At 44.5% G+C, this 18,352-nt stretch carries 17 protein-coding genes; all 17 read left to right on the forward strand.

The features are described from left to right. Positions 1–236 precede the first annotated feature (236 nt). The 17 genes from MKY73_RS12070 to MKY73_RS12150 all read left to right on the forward strand — a co-directional run bounded on the left by MKY73_RS12070 (position 237) and on the right by MKY73_RS12150 (position 18,351). Positions 237–1,685: a hypothetical protein gene (locus MKY73_RS12070; protein WP_339307670.1), complete on the forward strand. Its 1,449-nt coding sequence runs from the start codon at positions 237–239 to the stop codon at positions 1,683–1,685. A 44-nt stretch (positions 1,686–1,729) separates the two neighbouring features. Beyond that, positions 1,730–3,019, forward strand: coding sequence for a hypothetical protein (locus MKY73_RS12075; protein ID WP_339307672.1), 1,290 nt, complete (start codon positions 1,730–1,732; stop codon positions 3,017–3,019). 1 nt (position 3,020) lies between these two features. Continuing rightward, a complete protein-coding gene (locus tag MKY73_RS12080; protein WP_339307674.1) occupies positions 3,021–3,389 on the forward strand; it encodes a head decoration protein in 369 nt (122 codons plus the stop codon). A 15-nt stretch (positions 3,390–3,404) separates the two neighbouring features. Further along, complete coding sequence (locus tag MKY73_RS12085; protein WP_339307676.1) at positions 3,405–4,418, forward strand: major capsid protein; 1,014 nt, start codon at positions 3,405–3,407, stop codon at positions 4,416–4,418. A gap of 14 nt (positions 4,419–4,432) precedes the next feature. After that, positions 4,433–4,843 carry a hypothetical protein gene (locus MKY73_RS12090; RefSeq protein WP_339307678.1) on the forward strand — a complete coding sequence of 137 codons (411 nt, stop codon included), beginning with the start codon at positions 4,433–4,435 and terminating at the stop codon, positions 4,841–4,843. Beyond that, entirely contained in the window at positions 4,833–5,273 is a 441-nt protein-coding gene (locus MKY73_RS12095; RefSeq protein ID WP_339307680.1) for a hypothetical protein, read from the forward strand. The genes MKY73_RS12090 and MKY73_RS12095 overlap by 11 nt, the downstream gene beginning before the upstream one ends. After that, positions 5,266–5,841 (forward strand): hypothetical protein, encoded by a 576-nt coding sequence (locus MKY73_RS12100; protein WP_339307682.1) that lies wholly within the window; start codon positions 5,266–5,268, stop codon positions 5,839–5,841. Before MKY73_RS12095 ends, MKY73_RS12100 begins: the two co-directional genes overlap by 8 nt. Continuing rightward, on the forward strand, positions 5,838–6,416 hold the full coding sequence (locus tag MKY73_RS12105) for a hypothetical protein (protein WP_339234612.1): 579 nt from the start codon (positions 5,838–5,840) through the stop codon (positions 6,414–6,416). The genes MKY73_RS12100 and MKY73_RS12105 overlap by 4 nt, the downstream gene beginning before the upstream one ends. Continuing rightward, positions 6,413–6,847, forward strand: a complete 435-nt coding sequence (locus tag MKY73_RS12110) for a hypothetical protein (RefSeq protein WP_339307684.1) — start codon at positions 6,413–6,415, stop codon at positions 6,845–6,847. The genes MKY73_RS12105 and MKY73_RS12110 overlap by 4 nt, the downstream gene beginning before the upstream one ends. Positions 6,848–6,856: 9 nt before the next feature. After that, positions 6,857–7,063 carry a hypothetical protein gene (locus MKY73_RS12115; protein ID WP_339307686.1) on the forward strand — a complete coding sequence of 69 codons (207 nt, stop codon included), beginning with the start codon at positions 6,857–6,859 and terminating at the stop codon, positions 7,061–7,063. Between the two features lie 27 nt (positions 7,064–7,090). Beyond that, positions 7,091–7,861, forward strand: a complete 771-nt coding sequence (locus MKY73_RS12120) for a hypothetical protein (protein WP_339307688.1) — start codon at positions 7,091–7,093, stop codon at positions 7,859–7,861. A gap of 81 nt (positions 7,862–7,942) precedes the next feature. Further along, positions 7,943–8,323, forward strand: a complete 381-nt coding sequence (locus MKY73_RS12125) for a hypothetical protein (protein WP_339307690.1) — start codon at positions 7,943–7,945, stop codon at positions 8,321–8,323. Between the two features lie 145 nt (positions 8,324–8,468). Continuing rightward, a complete protein-coding gene (locus MKY73_RS12130) occupies positions 8,469–8,615 on the forward strand; it encodes a hypothetical protein (RefSeq protein ID WP_339307691.1) in 147 nt (48 codons plus the stop codon). 12 nt (positions 8,616–8,627) lie between these two features. Further along, positions 8,628–15,530 carry an NlpC/P60 family protein gene (locus tag MKY73_RS12135; RefSeq protein ID WP_339307693.1) on the forward strand — a complete coding sequence of 2,301 codons (6,903 nt, stop codon included), beginning with the start codon at positions 8,628–8,630 and terminating at the stop codon, positions 15,528–15,530. Next, positions 15,530–16,087, forward strand: a complete 558-nt coding sequence (locus MKY73_RS12140) for a phage tail domain-containing protein (RefSeq protein WP_339307694.1) — start codon at positions 15,530–15,532, stop codon at positions 16,085–16,087. The genes MKY73_RS12135 and MKY73_RS12140 overlap by 1 nt, the downstream gene beginning before the upstream one ends. A gap of 4 nt (positions 16,088–16,091) precedes the next feature. After that, entirely contained in the window at positions 16,092–16,529 is a 438-nt protein-coding gene (locus tag MKY73_RS12145) for a hypothetical protein (RefSeq protein WP_339307696.1), read from the forward strand. Positions 16,530–16,542: 13 nt separating this feature from the next. Further along, positions 16,543–18,351 carry a tail fiber protein gene (locus MKY73_RS12150; RefSeq protein WP_339307698.1) on the forward strand — a complete coding sequence of 603 codons (1,809 nt, stop codon included), beginning with the start codon at positions 16,543–16,545 and terminating at the stop codon, positions 18,349–18,351. Position 18,352 lies beyond the last annotated feature (1 nt).

Below are 18,352 nucleotides of genomic sequence, written 5' to 3' on the forward strand. Positions count from 1 at the left end.
AAGAAAAGTCATTCCAACATTAGCGGTAAGATGCTTAATATAAACATAATCAAATCATGCTGTGATGGGAGACTGTTGCAACTTTTTTTAGGGGGGGGAGGTATGAGGATTGATGATTAAATCCGTAGTAATACTATAGTAACTCGATGATATTATAAATCCATAGAAGTATGAAGAACTTTAGAAGGTAAGGAAACTTTTCCTACCTTCTATTTTTATGTCTGGAGGTGAAATTTTTGAAATGGTATCACAAAGCCATTTATTCATTTGCGAATTCGGTTCTTCCGGCCGCAGTAAAACGTCAGATGATGGGTTTTGGCAGGATGACCTCACCAAGATCATCAAACGGGTGGGACATATTCAATTGGCTCCCGAAAAAGTACCAGAGTGCCCATAATATTGATCTAACCAAGCTGCAGAATCATACAGCTGAGGAATTACTTGAAATTCTTGTGTCTGTCCATCCTGATATTTCGCATGCACTCTACAACTTTCTGCGTATGGGAGACACGCCACTTACATTTACAGCAAAGAAGCAGAATGGTAGTGACGATAAGAATGGGCAGAGGGCTTTGGATGCAATCAAGAACTTACTGGATACTCCACTTCCCTCACCTGGTTATCAGCATGGAAGGTCGCTGGACAAGCTTGATACGATTCAGCGGATGATGATCATGGTACGAGGTGCTTGTGCTGGTGAAGTAGTTTTGAACGAGCGCTGTAACGATGTGATTGATATCGTACCTGTTGACCCTGCGACGATTTGGTTCAGGAGAGAAGAGGGGACGAATCGACTTGTGCCTTGGCAATACATCAAGAATCCACGTCCTCGTTCTGGCGAAGAATGGTTTGGGCAGTACAAAAAGATTGATACGCCGACATTTATCTATGAAGAGTTCGATCCAATGATCGATGATCCGTATGGGCGAACACCAATACTGCCTGTCCTTCAAGCGGTCTTTTTTCATTTACAGGTTTTGCAGGACTTGAAGGCAGTTGTTCACAATCAAGGATACCCAAGACTGGATATATCCGTGGTTGAGGAAGTTTTGTTGAAAAACATGCCTAATCAATATAAGAATAATCCTGCGGGGCAGCAAACGTGGTTGACTGAACGTATGAGTGAAATTATGGGACATTTCAATTCGCTTAATCCAGACGATGCCATGATTCATTGGGATAGCGTAAAAGTTGAATATCTCAAGGGTGGCAATTCAGGACCGATGATCGACATCAAGAAATTGATTGATATTATCGATACGCAGATGGCAACCGGATTGAAGACTTTGCTCACATTACTATCCAGGCATCAAGGTTCCACAGAGACATACAGCTCTGTGGATACTCAAATATATATCAAGTCAGTAGAGTCCGCTCGAAACGTAACCAAGCGCTTCTGGAAGCGGGCTTTTTCTATTGCTGCAAGAGTACGTGGCGTTCAAACCTTGGTAGAGGCCGACTACGCTCCGATTGATCTACGTACTGAAATGGAGAGAGAGCGTGATCTGAGAGCGAAGCTTAACAACTATGTACTGGCGGAGAAAGAACGCTATATCACTGCCAAAGAAGCGGCGACAGAAGCACGGTGGATTATGGGGCTTGATCCTAATATACCGTCTGAGCTGCTTGCTGGTCTTGAGAAGAAGTATGGGTCTGATGATAACGATCATGATTCAGCAAGTTAAGAAAGAAGAGTCGTTTATTACATGAAGGAGGTGAAAAGGAGTAGATGGCAAAGCCAACAACTGAGCAATTAGCGAGAATTAATCAACTTGCGCGTGTTCCGCTCACGGAAGAAGAAGCCTATGTGTTTCCTGCAAAGCTTGTGGGAGATCAAATCATCCCACGTCGATTTTACCGATTAACACCTAACTTCCTTCGAAAGATGGCTGTCCAAGCCAGAGAAGGTGTGTCGCTGCTGTTGGATCACTCATGGGCCAACTTAGGCATCATGACAATTCCACTCGGCAGAACCTTTGACAGCCGATTGCAAATGGATGGCGATGAACTGGCATTATATGCCGACCATTACATGAAGCTGGGCCAAGAGGTCGGAGACATCAAGATAGATCAGATAGCGGAAGGTATTGATGCCGGAACGATCTTTGATACCTCAATCGGCTTCACGGTAAGTAGCCAAACGTGTTCCATCTGTGGTCAGGAATATTTCGGCGGGAATTGCCCTCACATACGCGGCAGAGAGTATGATACAAAACTCTGCACGGTTGATATTAATGACGGTGACCTTATGGAGAACTCACTCGTCTTTGACGGAGCTTATCCGGGTGCTGGAGTAGTGGGGATGAGCAATGTCACTGAGCAACAGCCAACTGTGAAATGGGAAGCTTTATCAGAAGATACGAAGTCGCTTCCTAGCGGCGGACGTGTCTTTTATTCTTTTAGCGGAAAATCCGGTCTTGATGGATTCGTAATCAAGCAAGAAAAAAACAATGTGGCCGAAACACAGGCCGAAGGAGATGACACTGTGACAGAAGAACAAAAGGCTGCATTGGCAGCATCACAAACTCAAACAATCGCGCTGACTGCTGCGAATAGTGTACTCGGACAAGTCCGGGCTGCGCTGGGCGTTGAAAATGATGCGGACATTACCTCAAAGTTGGCTACACTTAGCGCTCAGGCTGCTGATGGTGCGGTCTACAAGACAAAGGTTACGGAGCAAGCTTGCGGAGCTGGTGTACGTGCGTTGGGAGAAGCTTTTAATACGGAAACGATGAAAGCTATGCTGTCCCACTTGCCAGTATCTGAGATTGAAAAAATCGGCGCGACTTACGAAGCTCAGGCTCAAGCTGCATTGGGTGGTGGTGGTCGTCATACCGAGGGTGATAACCCTGATCTTCCTGCAGGAGCTGCCAATGGAACAGCGCCAACTAACGCGCAGGCTGCTGGTCAAAAGACACCAGAACAACTCCAAACAGAGGCAAAGGAAGCGGCTAGAGCTGATGCTATAGCTGCCCTCAAAAATACCGGCAGAAGTAATCTGCTGAAGGAGGATAAGTAATATGATTGGATCTCAATACAACGGTGCTCCGGGACCTGGTCAGATTAACACACAGGAATTTGTTGAAGTTCTTGCTTCCACGGACTTGCAAGCGCGGATTCCTGGTGGTGTGTTGCTTGCAAAAGGGAACGGAGTAATTAAGAAAGGTACTGTCCTTGGAAGGGTAACAGCTACTAATAAATTCGTTCCCTATCTCTCTTCAGCATCCGATGGTTCGCAAGACGCTGTTTGCATTTTGGACAATGATCAGGATACTACGCTTACCGATATGGGTGCTTCTGCATGGATCGCTGGTATTTTCACTGAATCTAAATTGACAGGCATCGATACAGCGGCTAAAACAGCGCTTAAACTTTGCTACTTTGTATAAGGGGGAACAAACTAAATGGCAAACGTACTCGACCCGTACTTTCTAACAGAAGTCGTTCGGAACATTCGTACAGATATTAACAGTTTTCGAGGTGCTCAGATCCTGACAAATGGTGTGGATTTCAAACCGGAACTCGGGCTGACAATTAAATATGATGTGACCTACGACGATACTGGCATGACTCCACCTACTGGACTGAATGATCCTTCACCAATCCACGCTTCGCCAGTTGTGAAACAAATGGAGTTCACCAATCAGGAATGGCGTGAAAAGTCAATCATTGATCGAGAAAAAATTGCTACCCTTCGCAAGCCAGGTAACAGCCTTGAACAAACTTGGGGCGAAGAATACATGATTGAAAAAATGGTGAATCTCAACCAACGACTTGAAACACGTTTTGAGTGGATGCGCTGGCAATCACTTACGGGTAGCCTTATCGTTCCCGCTACAGCGAATAAACCTTCTCGAACAATTGATTACGGCGTTCCGGCTAATAACAAGCCAACAGCTGATGTGCTGTGGAGTAATACTGCAACGGCTGACCCATTAAAAAACATTGATGAATGGCTACTTAAATTCAGGGGTAGTGGCGCAAGAGGCGTTAAAATTGTAGCTAACAAAAAGGTGGATATGTACCTGAAGCAGAATGAAAAGATTCGTGATCTGATTAAATCCACCTACGGCAAAGATATTGTTACGGATGGTTCGTTATCAGCAATCGTCAACCAAAACCTGAATGGGCTTCAATACGAAGTGTATGATGGTGGATATATTGACGATACAGGAACGTTCTACCCGTTTATTCCCGACAACGCTGTAATTATAATTGGTCAAGGTATGACAGGCTCTATCATGGACTTGGTGACCAGTCCGAACAACTACGAAGACATCTTCACCGGTCACACTGGAAAATTTGCACTCGCTAAACTTATTCAAGGCGATCCTGACCAATGGCAATTAATCAACGGTGCAACGGTACTGCCGCGTTTAAAATACGTCAACTGGCATATCTTTGCTACAGTGGCGTAAGGGAGGAATAACCTATGACCATCGTAAAAATTTTGGTTGATGCTGTTGGGGAATACAACGCAGGGAACATCGTGCATGATGCCCCTGATGGGCTTATTGAGATTGCAAAAAAGGAAGTTCGCAATGCAGCAACTGGAGAGGTATTGGCAGAGATCGTAGAAGGCGATCCAACTTCTCCGGATACTCCATCAGAACGAGAATTAAAGCTACAGGAAGAGTTGGACGAATCAAGGGAGCGTGAAGCAGAACTTCTGGCTAAGATAGATGAACTGCAATCCGATACCCAAAATAATGATTTGGACGATGAACTTAAAGAGTTGAAATCCGTTGCGAAGGAAATGAAAATCCCTGGCTATACAAAAATGGATATTGATGAGTTGAAAGAAGCGATTGCCTCAACTGGCGGTGACGTTGGTGGCGAATAAGATACTTACAACTGAAACATATCATGAAGAAATAAGAGGGCGTCTAGGCGTTGGTGAGGATGTGATAACTGACTCCGACATAGACGCTATTTCTGTTTTACCAATCGCTGAAGCGAGGATTGTAAAGCAAGTTCCAGATTACGCTGATTTGATTGGTGATGATCAAGCCTATGTATATGCAGCAGCTATTTGTATGGTTGCTGCTATACTGGCTCCATCTATGGCTGCGAGGATCAAAAAAACGATGAAAGACTTCGACTTTTCTTTCGAAAATCAGGCAGTCAATTGGGAGAGACGAGCGACACAATTGGTTGATGAGGCCAATGAATTAATGGGATTAATATCCACCTTTCAAGAAACCTTGGATGCTCCATTGCTGATGTTATCTGGTCCTACAAGGGAGAAGGAAAGGCGGGGGTTTAGTGTTTAAAGATTTCACTCACAGACATTCTCCCTGCACTGTGAATGGGGAAGTGGATAAAGTCATTCTGTCCAGAGAAACAAAGGCGACTACAGTTCTGGGTAAAGAGTACATGTACAACGGCCTTTTTTCTCCTAAGTCGCCTGTAATACCTGGGGATGTCATACAGAATGACATGACTTTCTTGGTTCAAACCCTCCGTTTCACCGCAACCAAAGACAAATACTGCTCCTTGATTAAAACGAACGTTATAACGGAAGTTCAACGATACATGCAGGAGTACGATATGAATGACAATCCCAAGGGAAAACCTGAGTTTACTCCTGTTGTTACAGAAGTTGTTGGTTTTGCTCAACATGTTTCCGCGCAACTCAAACAAGAAGATCCTGGCCTTCTTCCAACCACATCGTTGATTCTTCTTTTGCAAACCGATGTAGATGTTAAAGAGCCGAGTGACCCGGCGCTTATGAGTCCAGATCGTATTGTGTTATCCGGAAAGAAATATCAAGTGGATGTAGTGGATCGGATCAAGTATCCGAATCTTCTACATATTCAGTTGTGCGAGGACAGGCGATGATTACCGGGTACGATGCAGAACGTGCAGCGAAGGACTTGGAAAACAAGTTGGCTGTTGAAATCACAGGTCTAACGAAAATCGTATTACTTACTGCGAAGACCGGCATTCGGTACTACCCTGCTGTCCGTGAGCGGTTGGAGATGCAAATGATCGTGCTAGCGAACCAAATGATTTCAGGAGACATCACCGCTGATTACTGGCAAGCGTGGCTTGAGCAATTCGGTAAAGGCTCACTTATGGCTGGACCGAGTCAAAACCCGGGTTTAGTCAGCTACATGAACAGTGAGGCGTGGAATAAGTTGAGGTCAAAGGGTAGCCGGGTAGTCGTAGGGCGGGGTAGAGGTACTTACCGAGCTATCGATGGCACGATTAAAAAGTCCAAAGGCGGATACGCAGGCGTAGATTTGGAGGAGTTGGCAGAACGCGGGGACCTTGATCCTTCGTTCAAAGCTACTCCTCCTACTTATTTCATGCGTATCGCTCTTGAATCCAATCGTGATCGGATATTAAACGGGATTAGTCGTGTCATTACCGAGTTTCCATATCATCGTTACTTCAGGGAGGTGAGAGATTGAGTCTTCAATTGTTGGATGCTGTTCAGCATGCGCTTAAAGGTGATGCCGAACTCATGGAGTTACTTGAGCTTGACTCATCTTCACCTTCCGTGGAGGTAGCGAAGAGATTGACAAAGGGGATGGAACCTGAAATCACTGTAAGTCATGAAACGGTTCCTCATATCTGCCAATATGTGATGCCAGGGCGCTTTTCTCCGAATCAATTAGTCTTCGAAGGAAAGTTTTGCTTAGATTTTTATGCTGGTACTGGTTATGCAGCAAAGGTGCTCTTTGAAAGAGCGTTTCGTATCTTACACGATAAACGGATAACGATGCCAGGTTGGGCGACATACCTATGTGTACTGACGTATGATGCAGATTTTGCAACGGGTATACAAGGTGTCAAAGGGTATAAGGCCATATTTGATGTTGACTATCTCCGGATGAATTGAGGTGAGGATATGTCTGAAAAACAAACTGAAGTAACAGATAACGAGCCGGAACCTAAGGAAGAATTTCCTGAGCTAGAAAAGTTGATCCGAGAAAAGATTCGTCTTGCACAAAAACTCGGATTGATGGATGGCAAGGAACCAGTTGAAGGATATGAAAACATGAAGGAATACAAACGAATTAAAGAGATTGATGCACGGCTCTGGGAGCTTGTCTAATCAACTCTATACCCAAGGAGGATAAATATGAGACCACTCGTTTTTGATGGCGTAGGAACAATCGTAGCCCGTAATTTGGATGGAACAATTAAGTACGTTGAGGACAAGGTAACAAAGGTTACGTTACAACTGCAATTTGACTGGCAGGCAGTCATGGGCGGAGACAGCGGATATGCATTCCACTACACAGCAGGGGATCTACAGGACAAAGTCAGTATTGAAGTGCCACGTTACTCTGCGGCAATTGCTGATATGTCTCAAGGTGGTAAAACAGAGAAGAAAGAAATTGTGTTTGACGAAACAGAAACAGCTTTTCTGAAGAATGGCGAATACAAACTGGCCTTCGGAGAAACCTTGGTAGCGGACAGTGACGAAGTCTATCTCAAGGACCCGGATACTGATGCATTGACTCAACTTACCCGTGTGGCATCAACACCAACTGATCAACAATACACGATTACTGCTGAGGGAGTGATTGAATCTACCCAAGCAAATAATGACAAAGAGCTTCTTGTTACCTACAAATGGTCTGAACAAGGCACGGAAACTTCATTCGATGGAACCCGTCGCCCAACAGCGTTCAAATTCACACACAGATTTAAACTGATTGATGACAAAACGAGCAATGAGATTCAATGTCAGCTCACTATTTACAAAGCGTTGGGTGGCGGTACACTCGACGTATCACAGGAGCGTAAGAAAGCCAATACCTCCACGATGGACCTGCAAGTAATGGAGCCTGAACGCACATCAGATAACCCGAAAGGTCATGCAATGACCATCAAGTTCGGAATTTAAACTATCACACACAACCCTGCCGGTAATCGGTGGGGTTCTTTTTTTGGTAAAAACTATATTTCAAATCAAAGGAGAATGAACATGAGCGAATTTGAACAAGCAGTTGAAATCCAAGAAGAGAAAACGTTGGACCAGACATTGAACATTGGCAGTAGTGTACGTTTGGCTGAAGGGCTACAGAAGACAATTAAGATTGGAACGATCAAGTTGATCCGGGAAGTTCGGCAGCAAGCGAAAAACCTAGGGGGTATACGCTTTAGCTATGTAATTGGACGGGAGGCCATTGAAGCAGCGCAAGTTGGTGAGCAGGATATCCCAGCTATTGACTGTCCGGCTATTGAGCAGGCGTATCAAAAAGCCTTCGATCTGATTTTTGTTGAGGGCCTAACGGATGAAGAGTATGAACAAGTGGACATGGAGGGTATCCAGGCTTTGGATAACGTTTTGGATCGATTTCTATAAAGAATCTTTCCCTCCAGACCCTGATTCAGAGGATGATGAGGACGGAGATTCAGAAGGTGAAGAAAACGAACACCCTGGAACGGACTGGATGGGCCTTTGGGCGCTCTGTATCAGTAATGGTATATCTGATGCGGAGTGGCCCAATATGACTATCCCGAAAATTCGGGCGCTCATGCAGGAAAAACAACGTTCTCGTGAGTTTGAAATTGCCATCCACGGCGGACAAGTGGAGAACAAAAAACCGAAGAAGGCAAAATTTCTATCTGATCTTGGTTTCTTTCAGCCAAGATAGAAAGGGGGAAATATGGCAGAGGGTACGAATAGAGATGTCGTTGCTGCGCGGATAAAATTAGATACTGGTACAGTGTTACAATCATTTAAAAACATTGATACAGGTGCTAAGGGTAATGCCGATGCGTTCAAGGCGCTGAATGCTGAATTATCTACGGCTGAGAAGTCATACAAGAATATATCATCAGCAATGGATAAGATGGCCTTAACTGCGGATCAACGCCGCCAAAAGATAATCGCTGAAGCTGAAGCTCAGCATAAGCAGAAACTCGCTCAAACAGCCTTACTTGGTGCCAAGGCTCAACAGTTGGAACAAACCAATCGTTTGATTGATGCTAAGATGCAGGCACAACAAGCATTGATCAAAAGAAGGAATCAGCAGATTGAGCAATCCGAACGTGAACATCAACAAAAGATGCAGATTCTTCAGAATCGTTCTGTCAAGACCGGGCAGGAGGCAGCAAAGGCAACGGGGACAGGAACGGATGACCGGACGAGAGAGCGCGTACTACAAGAGGAACAGAAGATACGTGTTGCTCTGACAGAGCGCCAGAGAAAAGAAGAAGTTCTCCGGGAAAAAGTGTTGCAAGAGGAACAACGGATTCGGCAAGCTTTGTCTCAAACTGAACAGCAAACCAAACGGATGGGGTCCACAATGGACGCTGTCTCTAAAAGTTGGATTGGCAGATTAGGAGACATGGCTACACACGCAGTCGTGTTCCACACGATGTATAAGGCGATGCACGAAGTCACTCAAGCCATGAAAGAGGGCTTGGTAGATATTGAATCCAACATGGCAGGGTACGTCCAGACCAACGAACACTATTTTGTTCATTTCGAAGATGGAACGAACAAGATGGTTATGGATACACAAAAGCTCAACCGTGAGACGAAAGCTTTCATTCAAACGGCCCATGAACTTGGATCAAATATTCTGGATGTTACGGAATCAGCTCGTCTCTGGGGTCGGATGTACAAAGATGTAAACGTAGTCCAGGAACTTGTCCGTCAGTCTACAAAATTGTCCACCGTTGATATGGTGGAGCTCGAAGATGCAACCAAGTCTATGGAATCCGTTATGTCTCAGTATGGGGTCCATATTACGAATGCGAATGAAGCTATGGTTATCGGTAACCGTGTTCTGGATTCTTGGTCCAAGGTTGCGCACGATACGATGGCACCGGCCCGTGACTTGGGAGCGGCATTCCAACGTACAGGTAAAATTGCGGCTGAAACAGGCGTGTCATTTGACGTAATGAACGGTTTGATCTCTTCTGGTGTTCGTAACACGGCGTTATCCGGAGAAAACCTCGGTAACATGTGGAAAACAGTCCTAGGTACGATTCGGACAGATAAAGCAGTAGATGAAATTGAACGTCTAGGTGTTAAAACCAAAGAGGTTGTAGATGGGGTTGAACAGTGGCGGAAGGCTGAGGATATCCTGTTGGATCTTTCGATCCAAGTAACGGATAAAAACTACGACCTCACTCAGTCTTATGCAGATATCTCCCGAGGGGTTTACCAGTATGCAAAACTTGCTGCATCGCTCAATGTAGGGGATATCTTGCTGGGAACTGCTGCGTCTGTCGGCTCTTCCGGATCTACCATGCAGTATTTGACGGTTCAAATGGATACGATTCAGCGTAAAGCAGCTCAAACCAGAACATCACTGCTTGAAATCTTTAACACGGCTGGCGAAGATGGATTGCGTCAGATGATCAAAGACGTGTTAGATGGTATCGACCAGCTCCTCATTGGTCTGACGAAAATACCGACTGGTGTCTACGCGGCTGCTGCGGGATTAAGTGGGCTGTTGTTGGCATACAAAGCCCTTAGCGGTCCGATTACGTCCGTAATTGCGGCAATTCAAGTACTGAATGCTGCCAAAGCGCAAGAAACCGTTTCAACAGTCGCAAGTACAACTGCAACAGTAGCTAATTCAGCAGCAAATACCGTTAATATCGTTTCTAGCGAAGGTGTAACTATCTCCACAGTTCAACAGACAGCCGCAAGGGAAGCACAAGCTGTAGCGACCACCACGGCAACAGTGGCAACCGGTGCTTTGAGCAGGGCGCAGGCTGCTGCTACGGTGACCATGGCGGCGGCAACTGCGGGACTATCTCTGCTAGTCGGAGCTATTGCTATTTTTGCGATGAAAAGTGGGGAAGCCGAAAAAGCAGAACGTGATCGGATTCAGATGATGAAGGACAACGATTCAGCGAGTCAACAAATGATTAGTCAGTATCAACGTCAGATTGATTTGTTGCCGAAGATGGTCAACGCTCATAATTCCTTAAAAGCGATGATTGATGGCGGAACGCTATCCACAAGTAAACAGGAACAGGCGAAACGTCAACTGGAAGAGATATCTAAGGCTCTGGCGATGACTATAGGTAAAGAAGGATTGGCGCAGCTTGAAGCAGCAGGGTTTACGGATGAGGCAACTCAAACACAAATTGCTGCGCTTAATTCGCTCATTGATAAGCAAAGGGAAGCCAGAAAAGCTGTATTAGAAGATCAGAAAAACGGTTTACAGAACCAAATGAATGAAAACATCGCAGCTATTGAAAAAACGAAGGAGAAGATAGAGTCTCTTGAAAATAGTTTGATCGCTGGCGGCGTGGAGTTTATGAAGAACATCTTCAGTTTCAAAAGCGTGGACGAATCATCCAACCAACTGGAGAACTTACAATTGAAACTGGACTCTTTAGAGACCAAAAATCGCGAACTTGAAGCTTCATTAAGTGATGCAAATGTGCAGATGCAACAAATGACAGTCGAATCTATTGAAGCTCAAAAGGAGACAGATGCTTTAGCCGGAATAAACGGTAAGGCTTCGGATACGATTGAAGAACTGACAGAAAAACTGGTTGAGCAGACCAAGGCTTTGAGAGAATCCGTTCAAGCAAGTATTTCTTCTGTTTCTGAGCTGAATCAAGTTGCGGACACACTCTCCAAAGGACAGTCTTTAAGTTCATCTGCTGTAGCAGACTTGATTTTGAAATATCCTGAATTAGCTTCTCAGATACGAAAAACAACGGATGGTTGGATATTTGAAGGTCAAATTCTAGAGAAATTGAGGCAAGCAAAAATCAAGAAAGCTATTGATGATCTGAAAGCAGAGAGGGATTCAACGCGCAGTGTAGCGCTGGAGAGTTTAAAACGAATTCAGTTTTATGGGCAAGAATTTGAATCTATCTCAACCTTTGCTGAAGCACGCGAGAAAATCAAAGATATTGAAAAAGAAATCACCGAAGAACAGAAGAAGAATGCTTCTGAATTAAATAGCACACAGCTTATGAATCAAGGCATAGCTAATTTTCTTCAACAAAAGGCCAATGAGCAACTTGAAGCTAAAAAACAAAAACTTAATGAGTTAAACGATGTCGTGAAAAAATATGCCGGTCAACTACAGTTAAGTAATGACCAGATCGAAGCCATGACTAAACTTCTGGAAGATGATACTTACGGGGTAGAAGACAATAACAAGGCCAAAAAAGAAACCGTAGAGATTATGACAGACTTACAGAAGGCGATTGAAGGCTACAACAAGTCACTTGAAAAGCTGGATTCTCAGCAAAAACGTGTCGCGAAGTCATCCAAAGAATATCTGGATATTCTCGCACAGAAACGTGCTGCTCTGCTGGAGGAGCAGAAGCTTTACGAGCAAGGATACAACGATCCGTCACAACTCGTATCATCACAAGCAGAAATAACAACAAGTGGGGCACCATCTACAGATATCACTAAAATAATATCCACTGCTGTAGATTTGGCGAACTCTGGCGTGATGAAGTACAAACAAATACCAGGTAACTTTAATGGTTCGTTTGATGAGTTCAAACAACGAGCCTATTCGGATTGTTCTCAGTTTGTCCAGGAGATGTTTGAGACAATAGGTGTACAAGTGCCTAGAACTGCTGCTCAACAAGCTAAATCTGGACTGGCTGTTTCCAAAAATAACCTCCAAGCGGGGGACCTTGTATTCTTCAACACAACGGGTAAGGATAACTCACACGTTGGCATTTACATGGGGGATAGCAAGTTCATCCAAATGGGCAATTCCGGACTAAAGGTTCAGGATTTGAACAGTGACTATTGGGCGACAAAATACAACGGGGCAACTCGTGTTCCTGGAGTATCTATTGATAATGCATCTCCTGGATCAGCAACTGTTTCTCAGGCTAGTGGTGGCGTGAAGTATGCTGGTAAATATGCTGCTGAGATTAACGCTGCCGCCAATCAATTTAATGTTGATCCATACCTTGTCGCTGCTGTGATCCAACGCGAATCAACTTTTGGAGCTAAGGGCGTAACCAATGTCATGCAAGTTAATGGCATGAACAATGCGACAGTAAAACAGAGTATTGATGCAGGAACGAAGATGCTATCTGAGTTATTGAAGAAGTCTGGTGGAGATGTTGCCATGGCTCTGGGCGGATACAACATGGGATCGGGAATTATTGATTGGTTCAAAAAGTCTGGTGGTTACAATAAAGCTGATATGGCTGCGTATTCAGAGAAATACAAGAAAGTTTATAAAAGCAAGATATACGGAGATGTAGGATATGTAGATAAAGTCTTAGCTGATTATTCTCCACAAAAGGCCGGTACAACTTCACAACCCACACAGAAGCAATTGAAGGATGCAAAAAACACTGCTGATAGCGAACTGCTTCGGATTAGTGATGAACTTTATAACATTGATGTTTCAGAACTTGAGAGTAAACTCGGTATCAAAGATATGAAAATCTCTGACAAAGAGTTAGCTTTAAAACAATCTGAAGCGCGGCAGAAGAATTTGAAGAAAGACTCGCAAGAGTACAAAACCGAATACGAGCTTCAATTGAAACTCAAAACAGAAATCCAGAAACTGATGCAGGAGCAGCGTCAGATGATTGAACAATCCGGGCTGAAATCAGATGAGTTAACTAATAAGCGGCGAAGCCTGACTGAGAAAATCGGGGATGTACAGTCCGAGAAAGAAGACATGAAGGATCAGTATGCCAGTGACCAATTTGATACGGCGCAGGCGAATATGGAAGCTCGTGTTGAACGGATGCGTCAGCAAGGACGTTCTGATATGGAAATGACCAAGACGCAACTTCAGTTTTATCAGGGGCAACTCAAAAATACGGCCCTCACTGAGGAACAGCGTGTTGAATCAGCTAAACAAGTGTATGACTTGACGAACAAGGTTACGGATCTGAAATTTAAAAATTCAACCAATTGGATTGATAAACAAACGGATCAGATGGAACGTCAAGGTAAGTCTGAGGTTGAGATTTATCAAATGCAGGCCGAGGCTTACAACCGGATGCGAAACGACACCACGCTAAAAGCAGAACAACGAGCTGAAGCAGAGAAAATGTATCAAGATACTTCCAAGAAACTGATTTCGTCTAGGTACGAGTACTCGGAAAAGTGGATTAACAAAGAAGCTACGAAGATGGAAATGTCCGGTGCTCAAAAAGTTGACATCATGAAGTGGGAGCTTCAAGAGTTTCTGAAGATGCAAGCTGATAAGACGATGTCTTCTGAACAGCTATGGGATCTAGAACAGAAAATATATAAGCAGCGTAATGATCTGGATAAGGAGTACTATTCTGCTGCTGAGAAACGAATTAATCACTTGAAGGCGATCGGTGAAATGACTACCGAACAAGAACTTTCCGAGTATATGAAACTTCAAGCTTCTTACCTGGTAGGAAGCGATCAACGGATGGATGCAGATGAAAAGGTCTACGATCTAAAGAAAAAACTCATGGACGAAATGACCAAAGCTGTATCCGAGTCGGTAACCAAGCAGAAAAAGTTACTGGACAATGCGAGGGATGAGGAGATTAAACGTATCCAGGCAGAGAAGGATGCTTTCACCTCGGCTCAAGAGGCCAAAATCAAAGCCATTGATGATCTGATTCAAGCCATGGAGCGAAGTAACGATCAGGATGACTATGAGAGATTGCGTGCGGAGAAAGTAGCACGTCTGGAAAAACTTCAGTCCGCTGTTGGACCAGAAGGTATTGAAGAACGGAAACAGGTACAGAAGGATATCGAGGATATGGATCGTGAACACGGGCGCAAGCTTGCGAAACAAGCGCTTGAGGATCAGAAAACGGCATTGCAAGAGGAAAAAACAACTCGCGAAAAAGATTTTGACGATAAAATCCAAGATGCTAAATCAAATTACGATAATCTGTCAGCAGCCTTTGATGAATTTTCTTCAAATACTGAACTATCTGCTGAAAACCTGAAAAACATTCAGGTACTGAAGGAGAGCGAGAAGAACGAAACGATCCTCGGAATGCTTGATGCATTTGTTTTGGAGTACCAGAGCCGTCTTGATCAGATTGCTGCGGCAAGTGCTTCACTTGGAGTTACTGATGTCTCTGGGGGAGCTTTGGCTCCAGGAACCGCTTCGAAGGACTCTTCATATCAAAAGGAAATTGATCTGTACACCTATAACGCTAATAAGGATGCTTGGGATGCAGCTAAAGCCCGCGGTGATGCTGAAACTATGCGACTCCTTCAAGAACAAAACGATGCCATTCGTAAGAAATATGGAATCAATAAAGATACAGGTAAACTCCAGCATTTCTCCGAAGGTGGGATTGTCAAAGGTCCTCGCGGTGCAGCGGTTCCAGTTATCGCTCATGCTGGAGAGGCTATTCTTAACGATCGACAACAGGACTCATTGTTTAATCTCCTGAATCTACGTATGCACAGACTAGACTTCACAATGCCTGAATTCTCAGTTCCTCAAGGTTCAAACGGAGTAAATCCGGAGAGAACCAGCAATCAATTCGTAATTAAATCAGGAGATACTTATATCGCAGACGAATCGGCTGCGAAAGTCTTCTGGAGTGAACGTGATAATTTGATGCGTAGGATGCAGGCAAGAGGAGGTAAGGGATAATGATCAATGCTACTGCTGATGGAAAGTCCTTCCGAGAGATTGGGCTTGGCCTGAAGAAGCACAACATCCCGGTGTTGCCACCGACGAGGGACTACAGTCTTGAAATTGCAGGACGGGATGGAGAAATCGATTTTGGTAGCACATATGGCCCAAGAGTAATTAATCTGGAGTGTATCGTTATGGCAGACGATGCTACCCTTGACTATCACAGAAGAGTCGCCCAAGTGGCGGCTCTTTTTAATATCAAAAAAGGGGACATTGTACTCACGTTTGAGGATCTTCCGGGCAGAAGATATATCGGAAGATATGCTGGGACGATGGATATTGAAAAAATCATTTTTGATGGGGAACTGACAATTCCAATCAAGATGGGAGAACATCCCTTTCCGGAAAGCGATGAAAACATGCTGGAAGAAACTATTACTCATTCTCCAGAAAAGATCAAAGTAATTTCTTTTGGTGATGAACGCGCAAGTCCGGTGATTGTTTTAACCAACACAGGTTCCACAACAATTCAAAAATTCAAGATTCAGAATGAATACTTGTTAGAGGGGTGAACCAATGAACATTAGTAAATATTTAGCGACCAAACAACTGAATGTATCAGCAAGAGGGGAGAAATTCACTTTCCCAGATAGGCTATATGTCGCTCTTTATAATTCCGATCCGACCTGGAATGATACGGGGCAAGAGGTGTCCGGTGGAGGTTACGGCAGGCAGGTACTCACCTTTGCTGAACCGTCTCAAGTTACTGTCCAAGAGTTTCACCCAGTTACAGGTGTCTTGAGCAATATACAAAAGATGTCCATCAAATCTGCGGCAGATGTAGCTTTTGCAGTAGCGACAGCCAATTGGGGCACAGTTACACATTTCGGTCTGCGGGATGCTGTTACAGGTGGGAACCTTTATTATTTCGGGACTCTAGAAACACCACGGAGCATTTTGAACAATGACATTTTTAAATTTTTAACTGGGCAAGTGGAGATCCGGTTGAACTAAGGAGGTATAAACGATGATTGAAACAATGTATCCGGCAGCCGTCAACAGTAGGCAGACGGAGCTGGCGACAGACATTGACGATACTCAGACCAGTTTCACGGTGCTGGACGGTTCGGTATTACCTCCTGCGCCTAACCAACTGGTGCTTGATCCAGCTAACGAAAACGCAGAAACAATACTTTATACCGAGAAGACAGGGAATGTGCTTACAGGTGTAACCAGAGCATTTGAAGGAGTAGCTCAGTCATGGGGAGCGGGGACGAGGGTTGCCCGATTTTTCTCGGCTTATGATCACAACACATTCAAGGCCAACATTGAGGACTTAAACAGGCGATTAGAAAACATCCCTGCACCACAGGACGCATCTTTAACAGATAAAGGTATCGTCCAACTATCAAAGTCCACAACTGGCGAAAGGGATACCATAGCAGCTACGGAGTCCGCTGTAGGTGCGGTTCAAGGGCAAGTCGGTAATCTGGCTGAATTACAGACCACAGACAAGGACAACCTGGTTGATGCACTCAACGAGGTTTTTACACATGTCGGTGACGGGAAAAACCTCATTAAATCCGCCGTCATCGTCAAAGGGGGAACGGTAGCAGGGACTTCCCCTCACTCTTTTGCAGAGCTTGCAGATGGGATCGGGACGATTGAGACTGCAACGGTAATTAATGGGCAAGAAAAACGGAAAGTTACTTATGCAGAAAGCATCAATAGTAACGATCCCATCTATGCGAATACTGCTATTGGTGACATAGTTGATTTACCCGATAGGCCGCCTGGTTCTTACAGCAGAAGTGTTGCATACAGCAAAGATGGTAAATACGTGGCATTTGGTTTAGGTGCATCACCTTTTGTCGCCATATACAAAATAACAAATGGTGAGTACACAAGGCTGCCTGACCCTGCTGTGTTACCAACAGGTGACGCGTATTCAGCGGCATTCAGTCCTGAAGGCGACTTGGTTATTGGGCACGCAAATACTCCATACATTACAATTTTCAAGCGTATTGGAGATACCTTTACGAAAATAGCTAATCCTGCCGTGCTACCGTCAGGTACCTCCACGTGCATTGCTTTTAGTCCAGATGGGGTGTATTGGGCCATAGGACACTCTGGCGGTAATCTCCTTACGGTTTACAAACGTAGCGGGGATACTTTTACGAGAATAACAGTTACAGGACATCCGAGTACAGTTAACGGAGTTGCTTTTAGTCCAGACGGTACTTATTTAGCGTTAGCGCATGTATCAACTCCATTCATGACAATTTTCAAGCGTAATGGCGATACCTTTACAAAATTGTCAAACCCAGATTCACTCCCGGTTAGTAATGGTAGAGCTGTGTGTTTTGCATCTGATGGGATCTTGATTGTCGCCTATGAAGGGTCACCATATATTAGTCTCTACTCCAGAAGTGGTGACGTATTTACTAAAATGAGTGATCTATCAGGAGCAGTAATGACTAGACCAGACGGAGTTGCGCTGAGCCCAGAAGGAGATGTACTTGGCATAGCACATGCGGGGTATCCTTTTTTCACTACCTATTTACGCCAAGGGGTATCTTTTACTAAAATGACAGCCCCTGCAATCTTACCCGTAGCTAATGCGTTTAGCGTTGCTTTTAGTCCAGATGGCATGCGAGTTGCACTGGCATCTAATAGTTCCGGTGGTAGCCGATTTATCACTATGTACAAAAGAACGCTACAAGCATTCAAGAGTAACAACTCACTTACCGACGTTAAATCTGCTAATAGTTTAGGCTATGCTTTGGAATCAGGTATTGCAGGGGAAGAAAAAGACGCGATTATTATTTGGAGGTAGA

Origin of the sequence: Paenibacillus sp. FSL R5-0519 (genome assembly GCF_037974275.1) — a bacterium.
Classification (GTDB): domain Bacteria; phylum Bacillota; class Bacilli; order Paenibacillales; family Paenibacillaceae; genus Paenibacillus.